Source organism: Pseudomonas sp. H2_D02, assembly GCF_054677635.1.
This window is the reverse complement of record NZ_CP162816.1, coordinates 4629421-4652395: the sequence shown is the minus strand read 5'-3', so window position 1 is coordinate 4652395 and position 22975 is coordinate 4629421. Positions and strand designations below refer to the sequence as shown.

The window sequence follows — 22975 nt, the reverse complement described above, 5'->3', positions numbered from 1 at the left end:
GACTACCTGGAAATAAAGACCATTACGAAGGCTGGAATGATAGCAAACCTGTGCAGGATTTGAGCATGGTGGGCTTTTGCATGAATGTCGCTCATGTTTGCAAGGCGATGCTGGCCCGGTAGAATCGCCGGATTATCTCTTAGGGACCGAGACATGCCGTACCGCGTCTTATTCGGCAGTCTGTTGCTGCTGTTGTCTTTTACTGCAGCCGCCGGGAATCCCACTCCCGCGATTTCCTACACCCGCGACATCCAGCCGATCTTCACGGAAAAGTGCGTGGCCTGCCATGCCTGCTACGACTCCGCCTGCCAGTTGAACCTTGGCAGTGGCGAGGGCGCGCTTCGGGGCGCGAGCAAAGTGCCGGTCTACGACGGCGAGCGCCGCCAGGCCGCCGACCCGACCCGCTTGTTCTATGACGCCTCCGGCCAGCGAGCCTGGCAGCGCAAGGGTTTTTATTCGGTGATCGATGCCCAGGGCAGCCAGGCCGCATTGATGGCTCGCATGCTGGAGCTCGGACACCGCACGCCCTTGCAGCCCAACGCCAAATTGCCGGAAGACATCGTGCTGGGCTTGAGTCGCGACAACAGTTGCCCGATGCCGGAGCAATTCAACGAATATGCGGCCACTCACCCCAAGGAAGGCATGCCCCTGGCGGTCACTGGCCTGACCGACCAGCAGTACCAGACGCTCCAGCGCTGGCTGGCCGCGGGTGCCCCCATCGACCAGCAGGCCTTGGCGCCAAGCGCCGCCGAAGCCTTGCAAGTGGTGCAGTGGGAAAACCTGCTCAACGCGCCCGGCGCGCGGGAAAGCCTGGTGGGGCGCTGGCTGTTCGAGCACTGGTTCCTGGCGCATATCTATTTCAAGGGCGGCGAGCCGGGACATTTCTTCCAGTGGGTGCGTTCGCGCACGCCCACTGGCCAGCCGATCGACCTGATCAATACCCGCCGTCCCAACGACGACCCCGGCACCCGCATTTATTACCGGCTCTGGCCGGTGCAAGGGGTGATCGTGCATAAGACCCACATCACCTACGGCTTGAGCGCGGCGAAAATGGCGCGGATCAAGAGCCTGTTCTACAGCGGCAACTGGCAGGTCAGCGCATTGCCGGGTTATGGGCCGGAGCGCCGGGCCAACCCGTTTTCCACGTTCGAAGCGATCCCGGCCCAGGCCCGCTACCAGTTCATGCTCGATAACGCCGAGTATTTCGTGCGTACCTTTATTCGCGGTCCCGTGTGCCGTGGCCAGATCGCCACGGACGTGATCCGAGATAACTTCTGGGCGCTGTTCCAGGCCCCCGAGCACGACCTCTACATCACCGACCCGAACTATCGCGGCCAGGCCACGCCGCTGTTGGCGATGCCGGGGCAGAACGATGACGTAGGCAGCGTCGTCAGCCTGTGGCTCGACTACCGGGACAAGCGCAACGAATACGAAGCCCTGCGCCGCGACAGTTACGCCGAGCTGCTCGGCGCCGAGCTGGTCGACGCTGTGGGCGGGCAATGACAATGCGCTGTTGAGCATCTTCCGGCATTTCGACAGTGCTTCGGTGACCAAAGGGTTGATAGGGGAGGTGCCGCAGACGATGTGGCTGTTCGACTTCCCGCTGCTGGAGCGCACCTATTATCAATTGGCGGTGAATTTCGACGTGTTCGGCAACGTCTCCCACCAGGCCCAGACCCGGTTGTATTTCGACCTGATCCGCAACGGCGCGGAGCAGAATTTCCTGCGGCTGATGCCGGCCGATTCCCGCGAGGGTTACCTCGACGACTGGTACCAGGCCGGCGGCAAATTCAAGATGTGGCTCGATTACGAGGCCATCGACGACGACAAGCCGACGGCGCTCAAGCTCGACGAGAAAGATCCCAAAGGCGACTTTGCCCAGCAGTTGCTGGCCCGCTACGGTGAGCTGAACGCCCGTCCCGATCCGATCAACCGCTGCGAAGGCGCCTACTGTTCGCGGCCGAACATCGACCCGGCGCTGCAAAACGCCGAGCAGGCGTTAAGTCGCTTGGTGTCGCGCCCGGCGGCGGGCCTCAGGGTCATCGACCAATTGCCGGAAGCGACGATGCTGCGCGTCGAAACCGCTGGCGGTCGCCGTGAGGTCTACAGCCTGCTGCGCAACCGTGCCCACAGCAACGTGGCGTTCCTGCTCGGCGAAGAAAGCCGTTACCAGCCGGGGCTGGACACGCTGACGGTCTACCCGGGCGTGCTCGGCAGCTATCCGAATTTCATTTTCAACATCCCCGCCGGGCAGGTGCCGGTGTTCGTCGATGCCATGGAAAGCGCGCCGGATGCGGCGGCGTTCGAGCGGATTGTCGAGCGCTGGGGGATTCGGCGCAGTCACCCGCAGTTCTGGCAGTATTTCCACGACTTGAGCCGATACATTCAAGAGACCGACCCCATGGAAGCGGGCGTGCTGGACATGAATCGCTACCAGAATCTCTGAATAAGTACTCGACGGCGTGCCCTTGCGCCGTCGGCTGCTTTCCTGACAAAAATACTAGGACTTTGTCCGGCGCGATGATTGGCGTAAACTGCTCGGCAAGCCTGCGAGGAGTTTCCATGACCGCCATTACCATTACCGATGCCGCCCACGATTACCTGGCCGACCTGCTGTCCAAGCAGAACACCCCAGGTATCGGGATCCGCATCTTCATCACCCAGCCCGGCACCCAGTATGCTGAAACTTGCATCGCCTACTGCAAGCCGGGGGAAGAAAAACCCGAAGACACCGCGCTGGGGCTCAAGAGCTTCACCGCGTACATCGACTCGTTCAGCGAAGCTTTCCTGGACGATGCGGTGGTCGACTATGCCACTGACCGCATGGGCGGCCAGCTGACCATCAAGGCGCCGAACGCGAAAGTGCCGATGGTCAACGCCGACAGCCCGGTCAACGAGCGCATCAACTATTACCTGCAAACCGAGATCAACCCGGGGCTGGCCAGCCACGGCGGCCAGGTATCGCTGATCGACGTGGTGGAAGATGGCATCGCCGTGCTCCAGTTCGGCGGCGGCTGCCAGGGCTGCGGCCAGGCCGACGTGACTTTGAAGGAAGGCATCGAGCGCACCTTGCTCGAGCGCATTCCGGAACTCAAGGGCGTGCGCGACGTGACCGACCACACGCAGAAAGAAAACGCCTACTACTGATAGGTGTTCGCTGCGCGCAAAACACTGTGGCGAGGGAGCTTGCTCCCGCTCGATTGCGTAGCAATCGCAAGGCAACCCGCACGTCTTCCGTGATGGACGCGTGAGTCGCCTGGGGACCGCTTCGCGGTCCAGCGGGAGCAAGCTCCCTCGCCACAACAGCCTCTGCGATTCCTGTGGGAGCGGGTTTACCCGCGAAGGGGCCAGCCCATCCGACATCATTACTGGCTGATCCACCGCCTTCGTCGGATCGCCGCCCGGAGCAGGCTCGCTCCCACAAGGGATCCGGGTGTGCCGACAGGTCAGGGCCTGTAGAGATGCGCATGCCCGGCGCGGTACAGCGATGATTCGCTGAATACATCATTGCCCAATACCCTTCCCACCAGGATCAATGCCGTACGCCTGAAGCCCTTGGCCTGTACCTTCCCGGCGATGTCCTCCAGCGTCCCCACCACCCAATCCTGATCCGGCCACGTCGCCCGGTGAATCACCGCAATCGGACAATCCGCGCCGTAGTGGGGCAGTAGCTCGTCGACTATTTTTTCCAGGTGGTTGACCCCCAAGTGGATCGCCATGGTCGCCCCGTGTTGCGCCAGGCTGGCCAGCTCTTCTCCCGTGGGCATGGCGGTTTTGTCCGCGTAACGGGTCAGGATCACGCTCTGGGACACGTCGGGCAAGGTCAACTCGGCACCGAGCAGGGCGGCGCAGGCTGACGTGGCGGTTACGCCGGGGATGATTTCGAAAGGAATGTCCAGTTCGCGCAGACAGCGGATCTGCTCGCCGATGGCGCCGTAAAGGCTTGGGTCGCCGGAATGCACACGGGCCACGTCGTGCCCCTTGAGATGGGCGTCTTTGATCAGCTCGATAATCTGTTCCAGATGCAGCTCGGCACTGTTGATCACTTGTTCGGCGCAGTGGCCGTCCAGCACGGCTGCCGGAACGAGGGATCCTGCATAGATAATCACGGCGCAACTGCGAATCAGCCGCTGACCCTTGACGGTGATCAGTTCCGGATCGCCGGGGCCGGCACCGATGAAGAAGACGGTCATGACCGGTTTCCTGTTGAGTGGGGGTGCATGAGCAGCGCTCATGATTCCAGCGGCGATTATCGAGTGTTACGAAGCCGTCGCCAATGCCAGCGTGGCTTGTGCAGCCTTCTGGCGGGTAACCAGTAAACTCGCGGGGGAAGAACCCCATCGATCGGCCAGCGCGAGGGCGGCGCTTTCGGCGACGCCGTGGCAGCCCGTACGCTCAAAGGCAATCTCGGACAGATGACTGAGCCGTGCTTGATAGCCTGCCAGCTCCTCGGCAGTGAAACACGTCAGCGGCAGTGACAATTGCGCCGCCAGTTCCAACAGCCCAGGTTCGTCACGCTTGAGCTCGATGCTGGCCAACGCCCGTACCTGATCAAGCGTGATGCCGTGGGCCTGCAAAGTCTGGTCAAGCAGCGCCCGCAATACACTGGCCGGGCAACCGCGCTGGCAGCCGAGGCCGACCACCAGGATCGGCCTGCCGTTCATGCGTCGTGGTGGGCCTGGGCGCTCCGGCGAAACAGCCAGGCGCTGATCAGGCCCAAGGCCAGCCAGAATGCAACATTGGTCAATTGCGAGGCGAGCTTGAACTCACTTTCCAGCGCCTCGGGAGCCAGCATCGAATGCACTTCGGGCTGGGGCGCGCCGATTACATGAGGCGTCACCAGGATGGCGAGGCCCAGCAACTTCAACAGCCAATGCCGACCGAATGCAATCAGTGCGATGCCCACTGCCGTGGACGCCGCCGTGCCGATCCACCACATTTGCCGCTGGGCCAGATCCGCCGCTGCCGTGCCGGGTAATTCCGGTGGCAGGCCGAGAGTCGGCGCCAGCACGAAAGTCGCATAACCGGCCAGTCCCCAAAGCAAGCCCTGGGACGTCCGCGTCGGTGCACGCAAGGTGTACAGGCCCGCCAGCATCAGCGCAAAACCCACCGCGACCACCAGATTGCCGCCCGTCGTGGACAGTACACGCTGCCAGCCGTCTTCCGGTTCCCAGGCTTCGGCGTCATGGCTATGTGCAGCCCCAGCGGCATGTTCATGGACCTCGGTCGCCGGGGCCTTCTCGAAAGTCTCCGCCTGGAGAATCAGCGGCGACACCCAGAAACTTTGCAGCAGAGTCAGCAGCAGGGCGGCCAGTAGCCCGCTGAAACCAGCGGTTTGCGCGATACGCTTGATCATGTCGGCAGCACTCAGTGGCACGGGAACGCGGCGCTGTGCCGTGTGTCATGGGCTGCGTTGTGCACTGCTTCGATGTGGGAGAAACCGGCGAAATAGACCAGGCCCGCGCCGAGGATCGAGGCGAGGACCGCCGCGCTCAGGCGCTGGCTCAGGGTAACGGTGCTGCTGGTGGAGCGGGCGGTGCTGCTGATGGTCGACATGGCGCTTCCCTCTGGTCTGTCAGCGGGCGGATCGAGCGCAATGAAAACCCGGGCAAAGGCTCGCCGGGATTCGAACAGCGCCCGCCCACCGCGGGTTTGTTGAAAATGAGTCATGGGCCGGTCTCCGGGCTCACGAGGGACAGGGCTTGAGCCGTGCCTGCAAGCGTCACCTTCCCATGCGCATGCACAGTGGATTCGACGCTTCACTCGCTTACCGTTGCGGGGGCAGCACCGGACTGACGTGGCCTTGAAGTAAAGCACACGATTCACCGGTTTCCCGTTTCACCCTGTGAAGGGCACCCAAACTGGCGCACAGGAGACCATGGGCGAGGGCGGGGCGTCAATTGAACACTCCGGGAATATATTTCATCGTCCTCCTGCAAAAAGCCTCAAGCCCAGCCGATAACCCGGTAGGCGTACACATAATTATCCCAATCGATACGCTCAGCGGCATGGACGCTCGACCCACCACCGAGGTCTTCCCATGTCCCTACGTAGCTTGAATATCGCCCCCCGAGCCTTTCTCGGCTTTGCCGTCATTGCGCTATTGGTCGTTGTGCTCGGCGTGTTCGCCGCCAATCGCATGTCCGTCATTCGCCAGGCGTCGGTGGACATGGAGCAGACCCAGTTACCCGCCGTCGGTCACCTGGCCAATGTCCTTGAAAACGTGCTGCGCATGCGCATTCTTTCATTTCGCATCCTGGTCAACCGCGACCCCGCCAGCCTCAGCGAGGCCGAGACCCGCATCGGCGTGCTGGTGGAAAAACTCAACAAGGCGAATGCAGCCTATGCAGCGCTGCCCGCCGAGCCAGATGAAGCTGAGCTGTATAAAGTCTTTTCGAAAACCCTGGAAAACTACCTCCAGGCCCAGAAGGAAATGCTGGATCTATCCCGACAAGACAAGGCCGACGCGTTGCGCAGCCTCATCAACACACGGATCAAGGAAGGCACTGACCAGATGGGCGAGCAACTCAACAAGCTCATTGCAATGAGCGTGGCGGAGGGGCATGAAGCGTCGGACCAGGCCGGCGCCTATTACAACAGCGCCATCACTGGCATTCTCGTCGTCTCGATCATCGCCGCGCTGGCCACCGTGCTGCTGGCCCTGCTGCTGACCCGCAGCATCGTCACGCCCCTGAATCGGGCCCTCGAAGCAGCACGGACCATTGCCGGAGGCAATCTGGTCACCGTTATCACCGACGAGGGCAAGGACGAACCCGCCCGGTTACTCCAGGCCCTCGGCGCGATGCAGGGCAGCCTGCGCCAGACCATCGAGCAGATCGCCGGCTCCGCCACCCAGCTGGGCGCCGCCGCCGAAGAGCTGAGCGCCGTCACCCAGGAATCTTCCCGGGGTTTGCAACAGCAGCACAATGAGATCGAGCAAGCGGCCACCGCCGTCAATGAGATGACCGCCGCCGTCGAAGAAGTCGCCCGCAACGCCGTGTCGACTTCCGAAGCGTCGAACCAGTCGACCCAGGCCGCCCAGGAGGGGCGCACACGGGTAGTGGAAACCGTCGACGCGATCCAGACCATGACCCACGACGTGCAAGCCACCGCCTCGATGATTGAAGGCTTGGCAATCCAGGGCCGCGACATTGGCAAGGTGCTGGACGTGATCCGCGCCATCGCCGAACAGACCAACCTGCTGGCCCTCAACGCCGCCATCGAAGCCGCCCGCGCCGGCGAGGCCGGGCGGGGTTTCGCGGTGGTGGCCGATGAAGTCCGCGCCTTGGCCCATCGCACTGCGCAATCAACCCAGGAAATCGAAAAAATGGTTGCCGGCATCCAGAACGGCACCGGCCAGGCCGTGCAGTCGATGCAGCAAAGCAACCAGCGCACCCAAAGCACCTTGGAACTGGCCCGGGCCGCCGGCGTGGCGCTGGAGCAGATCACTCAGTCGATCCACCAGATCAACGAGCGCAACCTGGTCATCGCCAGTGCGTCTGAAGAACAGGCCCAGGTCTCGCGAGAAGTGGACCGCAACCTGATGAACATCCGCGACCTGGCCACCCAGTCGGCCAGCGGCGCGCAACAGACCAGCGACGCCACCCATGAGCTGTCGCGCCTGGCGGTGGGGTTGAATGCGGCGGTGGCGCGTTTCGTGATTTGATATAGGGTTGAGGCTGGACACCGCGCTCACAGGAGATTCCATGCGCTTTTCAGCCTTGACCCAACGCATCACCGGTGACGGCGCTGCCGCCTGGGACATTCACGACCGGGCGCTGGCCATGCGCGAGGAGGGCAGGGAAGTCCTGTTGCTCTCGGTGGGCGATCCGGATTTCGACACCCCGCCCGCTATTGTCGAGGCTGCCGTCGCCAGCCTGCGGGCGGGCGATACGCACTATTCGGATACGCGGGGCCTGCACTCGTTGCGCGCAAGCATCGCCCGACGGCATCAACAGCGCTGCGGCCAACCGGTCGGCGCCGAGCACGTCACGGTGCTGCCCGGTGCCCAATGCGCGGTCTATGCCGTCGCGCAATGCTTGCTCGACCCTGGCGATGAAGTGATCGTCGCCGAGCCGATGTACGTCACCTACGAAGCGGTATTCGGCGCGTGCGGAGCGAAAGTGGTTCCGGTGGCGGTGACGCCGGAAAACGGCTTCCGCGTCCAGCCGAACGACGTCGCCCGGCTGATTACCCCACGCACCCGCGCCATGCTCCTCAACAGCCCGAACAACCCCTCCGGCGCCAGCCTGGCGCTGCCGACCTGGCAAGCACTCGCGCACCTGTGCATCGACCATGACCTCTGGCTGATCAGCGACGAGGTCTACAGCGACTTGCTGTACGAAGGTGAGCACATCAGCCCGGCGGGCCTGTCGAGAATGGCCGAGCGCACCGTGACCATCAACAGCCTGTCCAAGTCCCACGCCATGACCGGCTGGCGCATCGGCTGGGCGATCGGTCCCGAACCCCTGGCTGAACATCTATCCAACCTGTCGCTGTGCATGCTGTTTGGTTTGCCGGATTTCGTCCAGCGTGCCGCTCAGGTTGCGCTGGAGCGGGATTTGCCTGAAGTGGCGCGGATGCGCGAGGAATATCGCCAACGTCGGGATCTGGTATGCGAGGCGCTTGCGAAGTGTCCGGGGCTCAAACCTGTACGACCCGATGGCGGCATGTTCGTAATGGTCGACGTATGCGAGACCGGCCTGGCGGCCCAGGCGTTTGCCGAGCGGCTGCTGGACGGGTACGCCGTGTCGGTGTTGGCGGGGGAGGCGTTTGGGCCGAGTGCGGCGGGGCATATTCGGATTGGGTTGGTGGTCGATCAGGTGAAGCTGGCGGAGGCGTCGCCGGCGGATTGCCTCGTGTGCCGTTCAGTCCTTACAAGTGCGCTGAAGTTCTACAACGGTCTACACACACACACACCAGCGTAGCGTATTCAAAAAGAGCGCCCGATCCAGAAAGAGCGATGTTCGCGTGCAAGGCGCGTTCATTTACAGAATTGAAATATTGCCGTTCGCTGCCTGTTAAAACGACGGACGGTATCCGCACCTGTCAACTCTGACAGTATTCAATCGATTGGATAGAGAGTCGAATAGGTTCACTTGCGTTCTGTTGTGTAGACCCGGAATGCACTACGCATCATCAGCGCGGCGCAAATAACCTCAATGTCGCGAGTTTGGAGTGGAAAGTGAGCGAATCGAAAGAGAACAAAGACTCAGGTGAAAGAGAAGGGCCTTTGATGCGCAAACGAGGTCCAATATTGGCTGAGCTGAAGAAATTATCGATTCCCTTGATTATTGAAGACAGTGACCCAGAAGGGCTGCTTCCCACAGGGTCACAAAATCAACCGTTGCCTGTCTATGTGCCTGAGCGATGGCCCGAATATGCGATTGCGGGTGAAGAAGACATTATCGAACTTTATTGGGAGCGTCCCATTAATAGGACGGGCGCGCCCGTTCAAACACTCCCCGTGAAAGGCCCCATTACAGAGGATATGTTTCCCCTTCCTCTTGCCGTACCGAGGAACTTGCTCCAGCCCGATGGGCGTTTCGAAATATGGTACGAAGTTGTCATAGAGGGTGCTGGTAATGGGGCGCCTTCTGAACATCGCTTTGTGACAGTGGATACCGAACCGCCCAGTTACGATAAACAACTTGAGGTGTTGCTGTTTCCCAGTAACTTGCCTGGGAACATCATTACCGAAGAGTATCTTCTGAACAACAATGACAAGGTCGAGTTTCGCCTTCCGTCGCCCACTTATACCGGCGCGGCGGACGGCGATGTGCTTGAGTTGTTCTGGTCGCAAACGAACCCGCCCACCGAGACGTTTGTCACACCAAAAACGGTTCTTCAGGCGGAGATTGATGCCGGAGACATTCGTGTGGATTTGATGGGCGACGACATTCGTGCGCCGAACCAAAATGGAACCTTCCATGCTTTTTATAAAATTCGGGACCGTGCCGGAAACGAAACGCTGACCTATTCGAAGCCAGCCACCGGCACCGTTTCACTCATACCTTGGCCTGGCCGACTTCCGCCACCCACTGTGCCGCTGCATGACGATGACAACCTCGTACACCGGGCCGATGCGCGAGCGCAAGTGCAGGCAGTCGTTGAAAATATTCCCCCTCCATTGCTACCCAGTGACCAGATAGAACTCGTTTGGGACGGTATTCGGCTGCCCCGGCGCAACGCTGTTCTTCCGTTGAACATACCGGTGCCATGGATTTTTTTGATCGCCAATGGACCAGGCCCCTCGGTCGTCAAGGTGGGCTACAACTTCATTCGTGGTGGTAGTTCGCGTGCTTCGGAAGAAGCTGATATCAGCATCAATTTCACGGTTGCCGGTCAGGACCATCCCAATGCACCGGCGTTGCTCAACCCGCTTTTACCGCTCATTGATATTGTGGGTGGTTCGGGCGTGCCCAATGTGTTGTTGCCCGGTGACAGGACCTCTCCGGTCATTCCGAAGCTAAAACTTTATCAGGCGCCGAGTCCCGGAGAGATGCTCGAGCTCTACTGGGGGCAATACAGCGGGGCCGTCGCCACCTATACCGTGCGGGCCGGCGATGTCGAAGGCGCGGAAGTTTTGTTCTCCGCCGTATCTTGGGATGTGATTGATACGGAGCCTAACAACGCGAGATTGCCGGTGTACTACACAACCAGCAACGGCGTTAACGAACAGCAATCCGAAAATACTTATGTGCGCGTTCAGGTCACTACCATTGATGATTTGCCAGCGCCGGTTTTTGAGGATGCGGATGGTTTTGGTTATATCGGTTGTGAAGATAAACCATGGGAAGGGATTCGGGTTCGCATAAAATTCGACAGTGGTCATTTTGCAGCAAGCGACGAAGTCAGGGTGTTTTGGCAAGGTTATCGAGCATTCAATTCTGCCGATCCTATTGACGAAACTTATGGTGAATTTCCAGAAGAGATAAGACCTGAGCATATTCGTGACGGGTTTATCGATGTCTGGATCTTGCCCTTTGATCCGCACATAAAACCGGTGTCGAGAGGATCGTGGGGCACTTATTACACACTGAGCAAAACGGACGGACAATTTGGCACTTCTCCGGCACCGGAGAATTTGAAGATTGTTGAAACCGTTTCGGAGGAACAGTGTGCTGCCTCAAGACATGAGGGCTGAAGGACTGAAGACTGTTTGATGTCGGGCTCGCTGGGAAGTAATAAGTTGTAAGTGTTTGTCTGTTCATGGGTGTGTCTAACTGATATCTACCGGAGCTGAGAAGATGAATGACCAGAAGAAATTTGTATTGACCTCCGCGCAGGCTCGTCAGGCCTACACGACTTGGTATTTACAGGAGAGGGCCGACCAACTAGCTGATCCCTTGGATCCGATAATTGTTCCGAACTACTTTCCAGCATTTCCCGAATACAAAAACTATGTGCCTCGGGCACTGCAGGAGACTGATCTTGATCTAGAGGTCCCTGAATGGCCAGAGCAAGCCGAACTGGGCGAGACAGATACGCTCAGGATCTTCGTCAGGCGCAAAGGGAGCTCCGATTGGGGTGTTCCTACGGATATGCATCCGATCCCCGGGCCATTTCAACCTGGTGACTTTCCCTATCCGACCACTGTGAGTGCTTCGGCTTTTGCAGAGGAAGGGACGTACGAGTTGAAATACAGTGTAGAAATCCCCTCGGGGAGCACCACAGATTCTGATATAGCGGAATTCGTTATCGATAAGACTCCGCCAAATGACAATCAATCTTCTACCCTCCCGTTGGAATTTAGAGACCAGGTCGCTAAAGACGACGGGTTGACAAAGGCATACCTAGATAGTGTCAGTAGTACAGGCGTGCCGCTAATCGTACCTCCTTACGCAGGCGAACGTAACCAGGACGAGATTGAGGTTTACGCCCTGTTAAAAGAAGACCTTGTTTCGTTCAAAGTCTTTGATGAGGAGATTCCTAACGACCGGACAATCTTTATTCCGACTATATATTTCACGGGGAAAGACGATGGTCAGCTTGCTTTCGAATTTAAACTAAAAGATATTGTGGGTAATGTCGGCCCAGAATCGGTACCGCTTGAAACTCATTTACTGCTCCTTCCCCTTCCTGTTGGGCCGTTCCGTCCTCTGAGGGTGCCATTGGCTGAAGATGCCAAGACATTGATTGATTTGGCCGACGTTAAAGCAGGCGTCCGGGCATTGGTACCGCGCTATACGAATCACGGAAAGAACGATCGTATTTACCTGACGTGGGGCGCCTATAAGGCCAGTACTCCCTACAGAGTTGGAGATAATCCAACAGACCCAATGATCATTGATGTAAGCGATTCTGAACTGATCGAACCGGATTATGGTAGCACTACGGGAGAAAAGCCGACGGCAGTGACTTATCAGATCCAGCGAGGCCCACACAGGTATGATGCTGACAGCCCGCTGGATATCAATGTCGATCTATCTCAGCTTATCAAGCCAGGTATTCTGCCGGCGGTGCTTGTCCGAGGCGGTGGCACAGCGCCAGAAAATAATAAGCTGGTGGAAAGCGACAAAGGGCTGCCTGCAACGGCGACTATTTCGGTACCCATGGGGCTTGTCGGTGTTGACTGGGCGAGACTGTACTGGGGAGATCTACCCGATTTCGTAGCTGAAGTAACTCCCGTGCCGGCCCCAGGTAATCCTCTCGTGTTCAATGTGCCTTGGAGTGAGATCGAGAAGGTACCGGGCGTGCTGATTGATGTGTGGTACGAAGTGGGCGTAGTCGGCGATAACAACCCTACCCCTTCTCCTCCTACGGAGGTGAATGTAGAGGAAGCCGTACCTATCAGACTGGCCGAGCCGGAATTCCCTGATGCTCAGTTTGTAGGTGGCACCACATGGTGGATCAACTGTTCGTCTTGGATCGGTCCAGACGCTAACTTGCGGTTGCATATTCCACCGAATCCAAGGCTGTCGGCGGGCCAGTCAATGGCCATTACGGTACAAGGATATGATGTGTTTCCACCTGTCCTGGGCAATGAAGTGGGAACGGCTTGGACAACGACGATTTCTTCACTGAGCCAATCACAAGTAGATGACGGCTTTATTGAGTTGGTTGGGCCCAGGGCCAATTATTTTGACGATTTCCTAGGACGCAGGGGGGCATTGAAGGTTGACTATTCGGTGGTAGTCGGCACGTCGACATTGTCAGGCACGTTTTCGATACGTGCCGCTTCGGTGGATGCTGCAGGTCTGTGCCCGATAAATCCTTGATATTCCTTGGTCCCGATAAAGGTGAAGAGGCGTAAAGGAAAAATTTTTTTCCTTTACGTTGTTATTTCTCCAAGAGATCGGAAAATTCTATTGGTGTAAGTTTATGGGATTTTTCTAGGTGCTATTTGGGATTTTTCCTACATGCTATGCGTGGTTCTTTGAGTATCCTGCGGCCGCCTTGCACTTTGATTGCGGCTGAGTCGTGAGGAAGTGCACCTTCACTCTTACTTCAGGTTCATCACTATGCATTCCTCGAATTCCGCACGATCACTTTTGTCCGGTATAGCGCCGGTGTCTTGTTGCCTTATCTGGTCGATGCTGGTCAGCACATCGGTGCAGGCCGACTTAGTAGAAAATGGTCAGGTCAGGGACGTTGTCCCTAGTACCCCTAGTGATCGCTACGAAGTCATAACAGGTTCCACGCTCAATGTGAACGGCGCCAACGTAATGGATATTATTTCAAACAGCTCCGCTGTTAATGTCCGCCCTCGTAGTACGACGCAGCAAATATGGGCAAGTAACGGTTCGCGAGTGGCGCTGGATGGTGCCACGGTGACTGCCACGGGCGCAGGACTCATCGCTGGCGTGCAACTGGAAGCCAGTGAAGCAACGATCAATAACAGCACGGTGACCAATGACTACGGGATTGGCCTGCATTTGCTGCAAAGCCTCGGCGTGGGGTCGTCGGCGACGGTAACTGCCGGTAGCGTTATCAAAGGGCTGGAAGGTGGAGCCTTTGCTTCGGCGTTAAGTACTCTGAAAGTCCACAACTCTCACATCGAAGGTACGGGGGTCGATAGCTACGGCGTCAGATTGTTCAGTGCCGATGCGGAGTTTATCGGCAGCACGATTATCGGCGGTCTGAATGGACTCGATCTGCGAGGCAATCGGCCACTTCCGCGTGAAGGCAAGGTATTGCTCGATGGTACGACCGTTGAGGGCAAAAACGGTGCCGCTATTCGTGTCTCGGCTGCTTGGCGCCGCATCGACGGTGATCAATATCGAACTGACCAATGGTTCGAATCTCATCGCAGGCAACGGCAATTTGCTGGAGGTGGTTGGCGGTTCCACAGCGAACATGGGTGTGAGCAATAGCGGCGGTGTCGTGCTGAAAGGCAACATTGATGTATCCGAAAACAGCACCGCTAATCTGCGTTTCGATCAAGCCCGAATGGAAGGTGACTTTATTGTCGAATCCGGAAGCACCGGTACCCTGGGGCTCGCTAACGGTTCGTTCTTCAAAGGGAATCTGGTCGGCGTTTCCGGCGTCACGATCAATAGCGGTTCCGAATGGGAAATGGCTGGTGACAATACGGTTGGCACCTTGTCCATGAACGCGGGAACGGTGGCCTTCGGCGGTGCTGGGAAGTTCTATCAGTTGAACGTGGGCACCCTGACGGGCGACGGAACCTTCAAGATGGATGTCGACTGGGCCACCAATCAACACGATGTGCTCAATGTCACCGGCGTTGCCAGCGGCGATCACTCTTTGCTGGTGGCTGGCTCCGGCGTCGATCCGGCGTCTGCAGAAGCGCTGACCCTGGTGAAAACGGCGGCGGGCGACGCTACCTTTGGCTTGGTCGGCGATCAGGTGGATGTCGGGACCTACTCTTACAAATTGGTTTCCACCGCGAATGGTTCAGGGGGGACTGATTGGTTCCTCGATCCCGAGACGGCGACGGTCAGCCCTGGTACCCGCACGGTCATGGCCCTATTCAATACTGCCCCAACAGTTTGGTTGGGCGAGCTGACCAGTTTGCGCAGTCGCATGGGCGAGTTGCGTTTCAACGGAGGAAAGTCGGGCGCATGGGGCCGTACCTATGGCAACAAATACAGCGTGGACGCGGCCTCCGGTACTGGCTACAAGCAAACTCAGCAGGGCTTTTCCCTGGGAGCCGATGCGCCGTTGCCCATGGGTGACGGACAATGGCTTATCGGTGCGATGGCGGGCCACAGCAACTCCGACCTGGATTTGAGCCGCGGCAGTTCAGGCACCGTGAAAAGCTACTACCTTGGGGCTTATACCACTTGGCTGGACGCGGACACGGGCTACTACTTCGACGGTGTACTCAAGCTCAACCGTTTCCATAACGAGGCAAAAGTCTCCATGAGTGACGGTGCCCGTGCCAAGGGTTCCTACAACACTGCAGGTCTGGGCGGCTCGGTTGAGTTCGGACGGCATATCAAGCTGGACAACAACTACTTCATCGAACCCTATACTCAATTCTCGACGGTGGTGATCCAGGGCCAGGATTATGGGCTAAACAACGGCATGCAGGCCGAAGGCGATCGTACTCGTTCTTTCCTGGGCAAGGTCGGCATGACGGGTGGGCGTAATTTTATGCTGGACGACGGCACCGTGCTGCAGCCCTATGTCCGGGTGGCGATGGCGCATGAGTTCGCCAACAACAACGAAGTGCAAGTTAATAACAATGTGTTCAATAACGACCTTTCCGGATCGCGCGGCGAGCTCGGAGCCGGTATAGCGGCGCAGCTCAGCGAGCGCTTGCAACTGCATGCCGATTTCGACTATGCCAATGGCAAGCATATCGAAATGCCGTTCGGCGCGAATGTGGGGCTGCGCTATAACTGGTAAGCGCTGGAGCCCCTTAGACATAACCCAAAGAACCCTGCCGCAGTGCAGGGTTCTTTCGATTGAAGCGGCTCACCTCACCTCCCGATACCCAGGCCTGTGCCGATCGGGTTCAGATCCCATAGTCCCCACGTAGCACCATTGGGCATGGTCAGCGCATACATGTACACCGGAGGGAATGGATTCTTGACACTGCCGGACCAGGTGTAGGCTCCCCCCCAAGGCCAGCGGCCCCGGTAGGCGGCGCTGATTGCATTCAACGTACCGAGATCCGGGACGCTCAAACCGCGTGAAGCGGCTACGCTGCGAATCGTCTGGTAATGCCCGCCTCCAAGGTTATGGCATAGCCAGACGCCCGTAACCGTAACGGTGTAACTTTTGGATTGTGGTGGCGTGGCCGAATCGGTCGCGGTGATGGTTGTGCTGCCATTACGACGCACGGTTACGAGCCCGGCCCCGTCAACCGCCGCGACGGCTGGATTACTGGAACTATACCGATGGGATCCTACGCCTCCGGTGGCAGCATGACGTACCGATGTCTGCAGCGCCGAAGTTGGGCAGCGCGGCGCTCCCGGCGAGTATGTAAGCTGCTCCACTCAATGTGACGGGGCTCTGGTTGAAGTTCAACGCTGGCGTTGGTGCAACGACCGTGAAAGTTCTCGGCGACGAAATGGGGACGTTGTCACCGTACAGCGCTTTGGCGGTCAGGCTGTAGCCTCTGGGAGTCACAGCCAGTTCTGCCAGGGTCCAGATACCTAGGCCATCAGCCCGGATTTCGGGAGCTGTCGTCGTGGTACCCAGTATCTGGACGATTTGATAAGCGCTGCCGCTCCCCCTCAACGTCACCTTGTTATCTGTCGTACTGCCGCCGTTGTTGAGTTCGCCGCGGGAGTCCCGAACGCTGGTGATCGTCGGGTTGACAACTGGCGTCACGGTGAATGACCGCGGCGCGGACGGCGGAACGCCCTCGCCATAAAGTGCCTCAGCCACAACACTGTATCGCTGGAGAGCCAACGTGCTGAACGTGAGGGTCCAGCCACCGCTGTCGTCGGTCGGCACCTGCGGTGGGGGAACTGAAATACCCGTGATTCTCACATTCTGCCGGGCATTGGCCTGGCCCTTGATCGTGACCTGTCGGTGAGTGGTGTAGCCGTCGTGGGCAATTTCACGCCAGGCGTCCTTGAGGCTGGTAATGGTCGGGGCATTGGCGGCCTCCACGGAAAACGTGCGCGGTGATGAGATGAAACCGCTGCCATCCAGCGCGTGGACGGTAAGCCGGTACGATTTCACGCTCAGCGAGGACATGTCGTGCGACCAAGCCCCTCCGATACTCACCGGCAGAATCGCCACGGGAACGGTACCTTCGTAGAGTTGCACACTGGAGTCGGGGGTTGCCGTGCCGTTCAGTCTCACACGGGTGTCGAGCGTGTTCTCTCCTTCTCCTACTTCGCCCCACGAGTCCTTGACGCTGGTAATCTCCGGCATAACCCAGTCATGACGACTCTTGAACGTATAGCGGGTCAGAGGGAAGGCAAGCGCGTAAAACTCATCGGTTTCGGTGCTGAAGCCCACCTTGCATACGACCGTCAGCGGTGTGTTGTGGCCAAGCCGTTCCAGCTCGGTTCGCAGCACAACTTCGCTCAGGCCATTCGCGGCCTCATTGGCCGTCAGCTCATGGCCGTCCAACAACGGAATAGGAAAAAGCATTCCAGTCTCGGAATGTCCTTCTAGCCGCAACCAGATGCGTTGTTTGGCGGCAATGAATGGCCATCTTCCAACGGTGACGTTGGCGTTGCCGGTAAAGGTTGCCAGGTTCAGTACTGAGGTGGTGTTGTTTGCCTGGGGCATCCATGGTTTGGGCAGCTGGTTGTCCGGATCCTGAAAGGCCAGTACTTTCAGCGCCAGGGTTTCGGAGGGAAATACGAAGCCTTTATGCGTCACCTCATAACCGAGCATCACGTTACGGTTGATATTGGCGCCGACCACCGAGGCCGGGACGGTGAACAGAACACTGCCGTTGGCACTGCCGGGCAACTCCAGATCATCGGATGTACCCGCCCCGGGGGTGCCCAGCCAATTCAAATGAATCCTGTGTGGCTCATCCATGCTCTCGTATCGCACCTCTACCGTGGCGCTAAGCGAGTGCATTGATTGGATCGAGCTCATCTGCGGGCGAGGCTTCGATCACCATGGGTTCCGGGAGGTCGCCCAACAGGTCGCCGATGACCAGCTCAAGCAAGCCCGAATAGCGATACCGACCGGTGAGTTTCTCCAGGACAACATAGCGAATCCGGACGATGTTGTTGATGTTCGGTTCGATGTACTTGCGCAGGATCGTAAAATCCAGCTGTTTGCCGGCGCTGGCTTGGGATATCGGTACCCAATCGCTGGTGCTGCCATCTCCAGGGTTGCCATGCCAGTAGTAGGTGAGAATGTCGTCTTTTGCGGTGCCGAGGTATCCGATACGCAACGTCACGCTGCCGGTATGAATGTACGGATCCAATTTATTCTCGGGCGCTTCAACGACCATGGGCGCGGGGATTTCAGCACGGATGACTTGGATTTTGGCGTCGAGGAAGTCGGACTCCCGGACGTCGTACACGACGGCATTGTCGTTGGAGACCCAGTAACTTAGCCTCAGGCTGCCTCCTGTCAGCACCGCGATGTGTTCACCGAGGACGAACATCACGATGTCTGTGTCCTCTTCATTGTCGCTGACGATGTGCTCTTCTTCATGCAGGTAGGGGCCTGCGTTGTTGGCCTTTTCACCCAGCCAGACCAGTTTGAGATGGTCGCCCCCCTTCATGCCCGGATAAGCATGGATGATCACTGTGGCGAAGGGCTGGTCCGGTTCGAGTGTGTCCCCAATCAGTTCGATAAGTGTCGGCGCGGGTAGAGCGGAGACCTGCCCCTCGACGTTTGCGAAGGCATGTTTGGATGACAGAGGAGGATCACCGTTGGCTTTTTCCAGGATATAGAACGCATCGCCAGACCCGCCCGCCAGGGCACGGATTTCAGCGTTGGGAATCTCGAATGCATAGACTGCGGGCAGGTTGTCGATGACTTTGGATTGACGGTTCTCCAATGGTAGGCCGACCACTGGAGTTCCGATCCAGGTCATATTCAACGTGTCGTTCAGAGCAAAGTCGGGTGCGCGCGCGATAACCTGGATCGTCACGGGCTGTTTGCCCAGCGTCGGCAAATCGATGACACCGCTGGATGCTTCCTTGATGATGGGCTCGGACAGTCGAGCAGCTCCGGCGTCTACTTGTACGTAAGTGCGCGAGGAGTATTTTTCGGCATAGTTCCAGACCAGATCGAACACCATGTAATGGACCAGCAGTCGGGCACTGTCTCCGGCGGCGAGGATGGTTTGTTGGTCGATCCTGATGAAGATCGAATCGGTCGTACTCGCCTCCTGCGGGGTGATCTCGCGGTATACAAAAGCGCTACCCCAGGCCAGCTGGATGGTGTCGTGGGCCGCACGACCGGGATAATGCCGGATCTCAAGGTCGAAGCCGTTCTTGGCGGAACCGGCGTCTACCCCATTATCGATCACATCCTGAGGGGGCAGCGGAGCCTTTAGTTCTGAATGACCTGGGTTGTGAGGTTCTCTGTCTTTGCCGCCGGGGCGATCCAGCTTGACTCGCAAACGCCAGGGTGTCGACTCGTCGCTGGGCCCGGTTTCACCTACGGGCGTCAACTTGAAGTGAAAGTTCTCGCCCCAGGTGGGGGTGATTTTTTCGTGTGGCAATGACAAGAACAGGCGCTTGTTGAGCCCTCCCTTTTCAACAGTCCCCTGAGCGATTATTTCATCGTTCAGGTAGACATCGATCTTGTCGCCTTCCTTCTGCTCGTTCCAAGGGTCGATGATGCAGAGTGCGTCCTTGGGAGGGTCTTCGGTCTGGGGGGGGCGAGCGAGGTCGAAGACAATGCTGCGGTTGATTCCGTAATCAGCATCGATGACGGGACTGGTCCAACCTGCAATGAACAGCCCCCTGAGCTGCAGCGGTGCTGGGGAAAGGGGCAGGGGAGGAAGTAGGCAGGGCATGAACCGGGTCATGGGAAACGTCCAGTTGTGATGTGGGTGTGCTCTAATTTAGTAGCCGTGGAAAGGTGTGCCTACTGTCAACTCTGACAGTAGGCACACCCCGATTTCCGGCATTGAATAACCCCAGACCTCATCCAACTGGGACCCTGCCATGGCCATTACCGACAACAACCCTCTCGAGTATGACGAGCTGGAGATCCCCGACGGCGGCCCGGCGCATCCGCCGGCTCCAGCCGACAGCGTCGGCATCAACATTGCCGCCGCCAGGCTGGTCTTTCCCCACGACGGGCTACGGCTGCTGCTACCGCCTTGGGACAACATGGGGCGGGGAGACTCCTTCAGGATCAAGTTGAACAACATCCCCGTGTTGCCGGGCTCCATTGATGAAGAGACGGAGGTGGGCCAGTGGATTGAGCGGTATATCCCGGTAGGTGGGCTGGTCGATGGCGACTTTGACCTAAGCTACGACGTGAAAATACTGGGGGAACCCGGCTACACGCCTTCAGCGGTGACGAAGGTCCACGTCAAGATCGAATTTGCCCCACCCGGTGGCCAGGATCAGGACGGTGATACGCCCGGTCACTCGGAACTGAGACTGACAATCCCGCCCGAGTTCCTGCCCCCCGGCGCGGTGGATCAGGAAGCCGCCAGGCTAGGTGTCCCGGTGACCATCGAGCCTTACCCGATCATGGCCGAAGGGGACCGGATCAAGATGTCCTGGGGCGGTGAAATTATTTGGAAAACGGTAGGGCCGGAACATTTTCCGCCACAGAACCAGCCCTTGGTCATCACTGTCGATGAGGAGACCATTCTCAACGGCAAAGACTCCGATGACAGTGGCTTGCCGGTGGTCTTTGAAGTCTATGACCGGGTGGACAACAAGTCTGAAGACTTTAGCGCCGAGGTGCGGGTGATCGTGGACACCGGCAATTCGCGCCTGGATGCACCGTTGATCGAGGAGGTGTTCAACCTGGAGCTGGACGTGGACCAGCTTGGCGAGGCGGACCTGACCTTTCAGGTGATCGCGGTAGGTAGTCACTTCAAGGTGGACGATGAAGTCGAGATGAGTTTGACGGGCACAACGGCAGAGGGGGAAAAGATCGAAGAAGTCATCTTTGCGCGGGAAAAAATTCTCAGCGTCCCGAATGTCCTCATGTTCAAACGCCCCAGCGCCGAGGTACGACAGCTGGCCGGCGGCCCTCATGCGGCGTTTTTCTACCGCCTGATCAAGGCGGATGGTAGTGATGACCTGTTCTCCAAGATATTCTCCCCGCGGATCGTGGGCAGGGCCAATCCCCTGGCGGCGCCGATTCCCCTGGACGAGATCGCCGGCACACTCGATCCACAACTGTCCAGTACCACCATTGAGATTCCGCTGGATCCAGCTATGGAAGAGGGCAATGCGATTGAATTGATCTGGAACGGCACCAAGGCGAACGGCACTTCCTATAAACCTGATCTCCCACTGCACCCGATCACCGCGAACGAGGCGGAGGGCCGCGTACCGATCGAGATCGTCGTGGCTGGCGAACACCTTACTGCCATCGAGGAGGGCACGCTCGATCTGTATTACAAGCTGCTGCGCGATGCGGTGAGCCGGGAAGTTATCGAGGAAGAATCGCTGCACACCGACCTGCTGAGCATCGGTGAGCCCCGGGCCGAATTGCCGCTGCCGGTGGTCGAGGGCGAAAGCGGAGGCGTACTGGATCCTGCGGACAAGCCGGACGGTACGCGCTTGATCGTTCTCAAATACAGCGGGCAAACGGCCGGCGACCGGGTGCATATGTTGTGGTGGGGGTCGAACACCGGACGGTACCGGGATTCGATTCCGGTCACCGGATCTACCGAGAACCAAAACATCCCGTTCACCATCAGGGCCGCGTTGATCGAGGACAATCGCGATGGCACGGTACGGGCGATGTATTGGGTCAAACGGGCGGGGGGCGGGACTTCTGCCTCTGAGATATTGAATATCAGCATCGGCGTGCAGGCGATACCGACCCTCGATAACGTCAAGGATGCCAATGGCGTGGAGATCCCGGAAGGCACCAGCGCCGTCACGACCAGCGTTTCGGTGAACGGAACGGCGAGCAAGGGGCGTGATGTCGAGATTTATGATGGCAGTGGGGCCAGTGCCGTATTGAAAGGCACCAGAACAGCCGATCCCGTAACCGGGGTCTGGTCGCTCGCGGACATTGCGGTTGCTGATGGAGGGCATCGCTTTTATGCCAAGGCGCTTTACAACACCGGTGGGACACCCAATTCCAACGTCCGGTTATTCACGGCGATAGCGGCCATGACGCCGACGATTGCCTCGGTGAAGGATCCGCAGAACACCGAGATCCCCCATAACAGCACGACCACCGCGACGACCGTCACCCTCAGCGGCAAGGCTGTGAACAGCCAGCGAGTCGAGATCTTCGACGGCGCCACCTCGAAGGGCACCGCACCGGTCAGCGCCAATGGGGACTGGAGCAAAGAGGTCGCGGGGCTCAGCTTGGCGGCCCACAGTTTCACGGCCAAGGGCCTTTATGGCAGCAATCCCGTCTCGGAGGCTCGCACGCTAACTGTGTGGGACTTGACCACCTTTGACGGACGTGATTGGAACAACTGGCAAATAGACCCTACGGCAGAGGGGGAGTTTAATGTTAGATCGGAAAATAATAATTTTTACTTGGATTTTGTCACTCCTCGTTCCTCCGTTGCGCGCTACGTCTTGCTGAAACTTATTTCTGGTCTTGAAGTGGGCGCGACGTATGAATTTTCGCTCGATAGTGTGGCACTACAGACTTTTGCAAATAAACCGGAGATAAACTTAATGAGCCCGCAAGGTCTTTCGGCGGCTGGTGAACTTACTAATGTCTGGAAAAACATAGCTGGCTCTTTTTTGGCAACGTCCAGAGAAATGCGACTGGGAATTGTTTTTTGGCCGTTCGGAGATCCTCCTCATACTCATAGTGGCTTTAAGTTGGATAACATCCTGATAAAGCAAATACAAAAGAACGATGCTGTGGAATCGAATTAGCAGGTAAATAGGGGACGCATCTATTTTCAATGCGGCGTTTTGTGGAGCTGGTGTGAGCCGTGATTGCAACGGATCAATGGGGCGAA

Annotated in this window: 14 protein-coding genes, 2 pseudogenes and 1 riboswitch; of the genes and pseudogenes, 9 read left to right on the top strand and 7 right to left on the bottom strand. The window is 58.3% G+C overall.

The genetic code is table 11. The features are described 5' to 3' along the window. Positions 1 to 153 precede the first annotated feature (153 nt). Both AB4N42_RS21200 and nfuA read left to right on the top strand, forming a co-directional pair. Positions 154 to 2446: pseudogene (locus tag AB4N42_RS21200) on the top strand (fatty acid cis/trans isomerase). 116 nt (positions 2447 to 2562) lie between these two features. After that, the gene (nfuA, locus tag AB4N42_RS21195) at positions 2563 to 3147 is read left to right on the top strand and encodes a Fe-S biogenesis protein NfuA (protein ID WP_003182850.1); all 585 of its coding nucleotides are present in this window, start codon (positions 2563 to 2565) and stop codon (positions 3145 to 3147) included. Positions 3148 to 3446: 299 nt separating this feature from the next. Here the strand turns inward: nfuA and cobM are convergent, their stop codons facing one another. The 4 genes from cobM to AB4N42_RS21175 form a co-directional block, all read right to left on the bottom strand. After that, positions 3447 to 4193, bottom strand: coding sequence for a precorrin-4 C(11)-methyltransferase (gene cobM / locus AB4N42_RS21190; protein ID WP_460115282.1), 747 nt, complete (start codon positions 4191 to 4193; stop codon positions 3447 to 3449). Positions 4194 to 4259: 66 nt separating this feature from the next. Then, positions 4260 to 4664: a cobalamin biosynthesis protein gene (locus AB4N42_RS21185; RefSeq protein ID WP_323155392.1), complete on the bottom strand. Its 405-nt coding sequence runs from the start codon at positions 4662 to 4664 to the stop codon at positions 4260 to 4262. Beyond that, positions 4661 to 5356: a CbtA family protein gene (locus AB4N42_RS21180; protein WP_460115281.1), complete on the bottom strand. Its 696-nt coding sequence runs from the start codon at positions 5354 to 5356 to the stop codon at positions 4661 to 4663. Before AB4N42_RS21180 ends, AB4N42_RS21185 begins: the two co-directional genes overlap by 4 nt. Positions 5357 to 5367: 11 nt before the next feature. Further along, positions 5368 to 5556, bottom strand: coding sequence for a CbtB domain-containing protein (locus AB4N42_RS21175; protein ID WP_030137974.1), 189 nt, complete (start codon positions 5554 to 5556; stop codon positions 5368 to 5370). Positions 5557 to 5654: 98 nt separating this feature from the next. Beyond that, positions 5655 to 5875, bottom strand: a riboswitch (cobalamin riboswitch). Positions 5876 to 6040: 165 nt separating this feature from the next. Here AB4N42_RS21175 and AB4N42_RS21170 point away from each other — a divergent pair. The 6 genes and pseudogenes from AB4N42_RS21170 (at position 6041) to AB4N42_RS21145 (ending at position 15816) form a co-directional block, all read left to right on the top strand. After that, positions 6041 to 7666 carry a methyl-accepting chemotaxis protein gene (locus tag AB4N42_RS21170; protein WP_460115280.1) on the top strand — a complete coding sequence of 542 codons (1626 nt, stop codon included), beginning with the start codon at positions 6041 to 6043 and terminating at the stop codon, positions 7664 to 7666. 40 nt (positions 7667 to 7706) lie between these two features. Then, positions 7707 to 8889: pseudogene (locus AB4N42_RS21165) on the top strand (pyridoxal phosphate-dependent aminotransferase). Positions 8890 to 9184: 295 nt separating this feature from the next. Then, entirely contained in the window at positions 9185 to 11146 is a 1962-nt protein-coding gene (locus AB4N42_RS21160) for a hypothetical protein (protein WP_431145694.1), read from the top strand. Positions 11147 to 11249: 103 nt separating this feature from the next. Further along, on the top strand, positions 11250 to 13220 hold the full coding sequence (locus AB4N42_RS21155; protein WP_460115279.1) for a hypothetical protein: 1971 nt from the start codon (positions 11250 to 11252) through the stop codon (positions 13218 to 13220). A gap of 243 nt (positions 13221 to 13463) precedes the next feature. Then, complete coding sequence (locus AB4N42_RS21150) at positions 13464 to 14315, top strand: hypothetical protein (RefSeq protein ID WP_460115278.1); 852 nt, start codon at positions 13464 to 13466, stop codon at positions 14313 to 14315. Next, positions 14299 to 15816, top strand: a complete 1518-nt coding sequence (locus AB4N42_RS21145; RefSeq protein ID WP_460116411.1) for an autotransporter outer membrane beta-barrel domain-containing protein — start codon at positions 14299 to 14301, stop codon at positions 15814 to 15816. The genes AB4N42_RS21150 and AB4N42_RS21145 overlap by 17 nt, the downstream gene beginning before the upstream one ends. A gap of 74 nt (positions 15817 to 15890) precedes the next feature. Here AB4N42_RS21145 and AB4N42_RS21140 read toward each other — a convergent pair whose 3' ends face one another. The 3 genes from AB4N42_RS21140 to AB4N42_RS21130 are packed head-to-tail and all read right to left on the bottom strand — an operon-like array spanning position 15891 to position 19876. Then, entirely contained in the window at positions 15891 to 16409 is a 519-nt protein-coding gene (locus AB4N42_RS21140; protein ID WP_460115277.1) for an Ig-like domain-containing protein, read from the bottom strand. Next, a complete protein-coding gene (locus AB4N42_RS21135; RefSeq protein WP_460115276.1) occupies positions 16303 to 17919 on the bottom strand; it encodes a hypothetical protein in 1617 nt (538 codons plus the stop codon). The genes AB4N42_RS21140 and AB4N42_RS21135 overlap by 107 nt, the downstream gene beginning before the upstream one ends. 28 nt (positions 17920 to 17947) lie before the next feature. Further along, positions 17948 to 19876, bottom strand: a complete 1929-nt coding sequence (locus AB4N42_RS21130; RefSeq protein ID WP_460115275.1) for a hypothetical protein — start codon at positions 19874 to 19876, stop codon at positions 17948 to 17950. 139 nt (positions 19877 to 20015) lie between these two features. Here AB4N42_RS21130 and AB4N42_RS21125 point away from each other — a divergent pair, with 139 nt between their 5' ends. After that, positions 20016 to 22889: a carbohydrate binding domain-containing protein gene (locus tag AB4N42_RS21125; RefSeq protein WP_460115274.1), complete on the top strand. Its 2874-nt coding sequence runs from the start codon at positions 20016 to 20018 to the stop codon at positions 22887 to 22889. Positions 22890 to 22975: the final 86 nt, after the last annotated feature.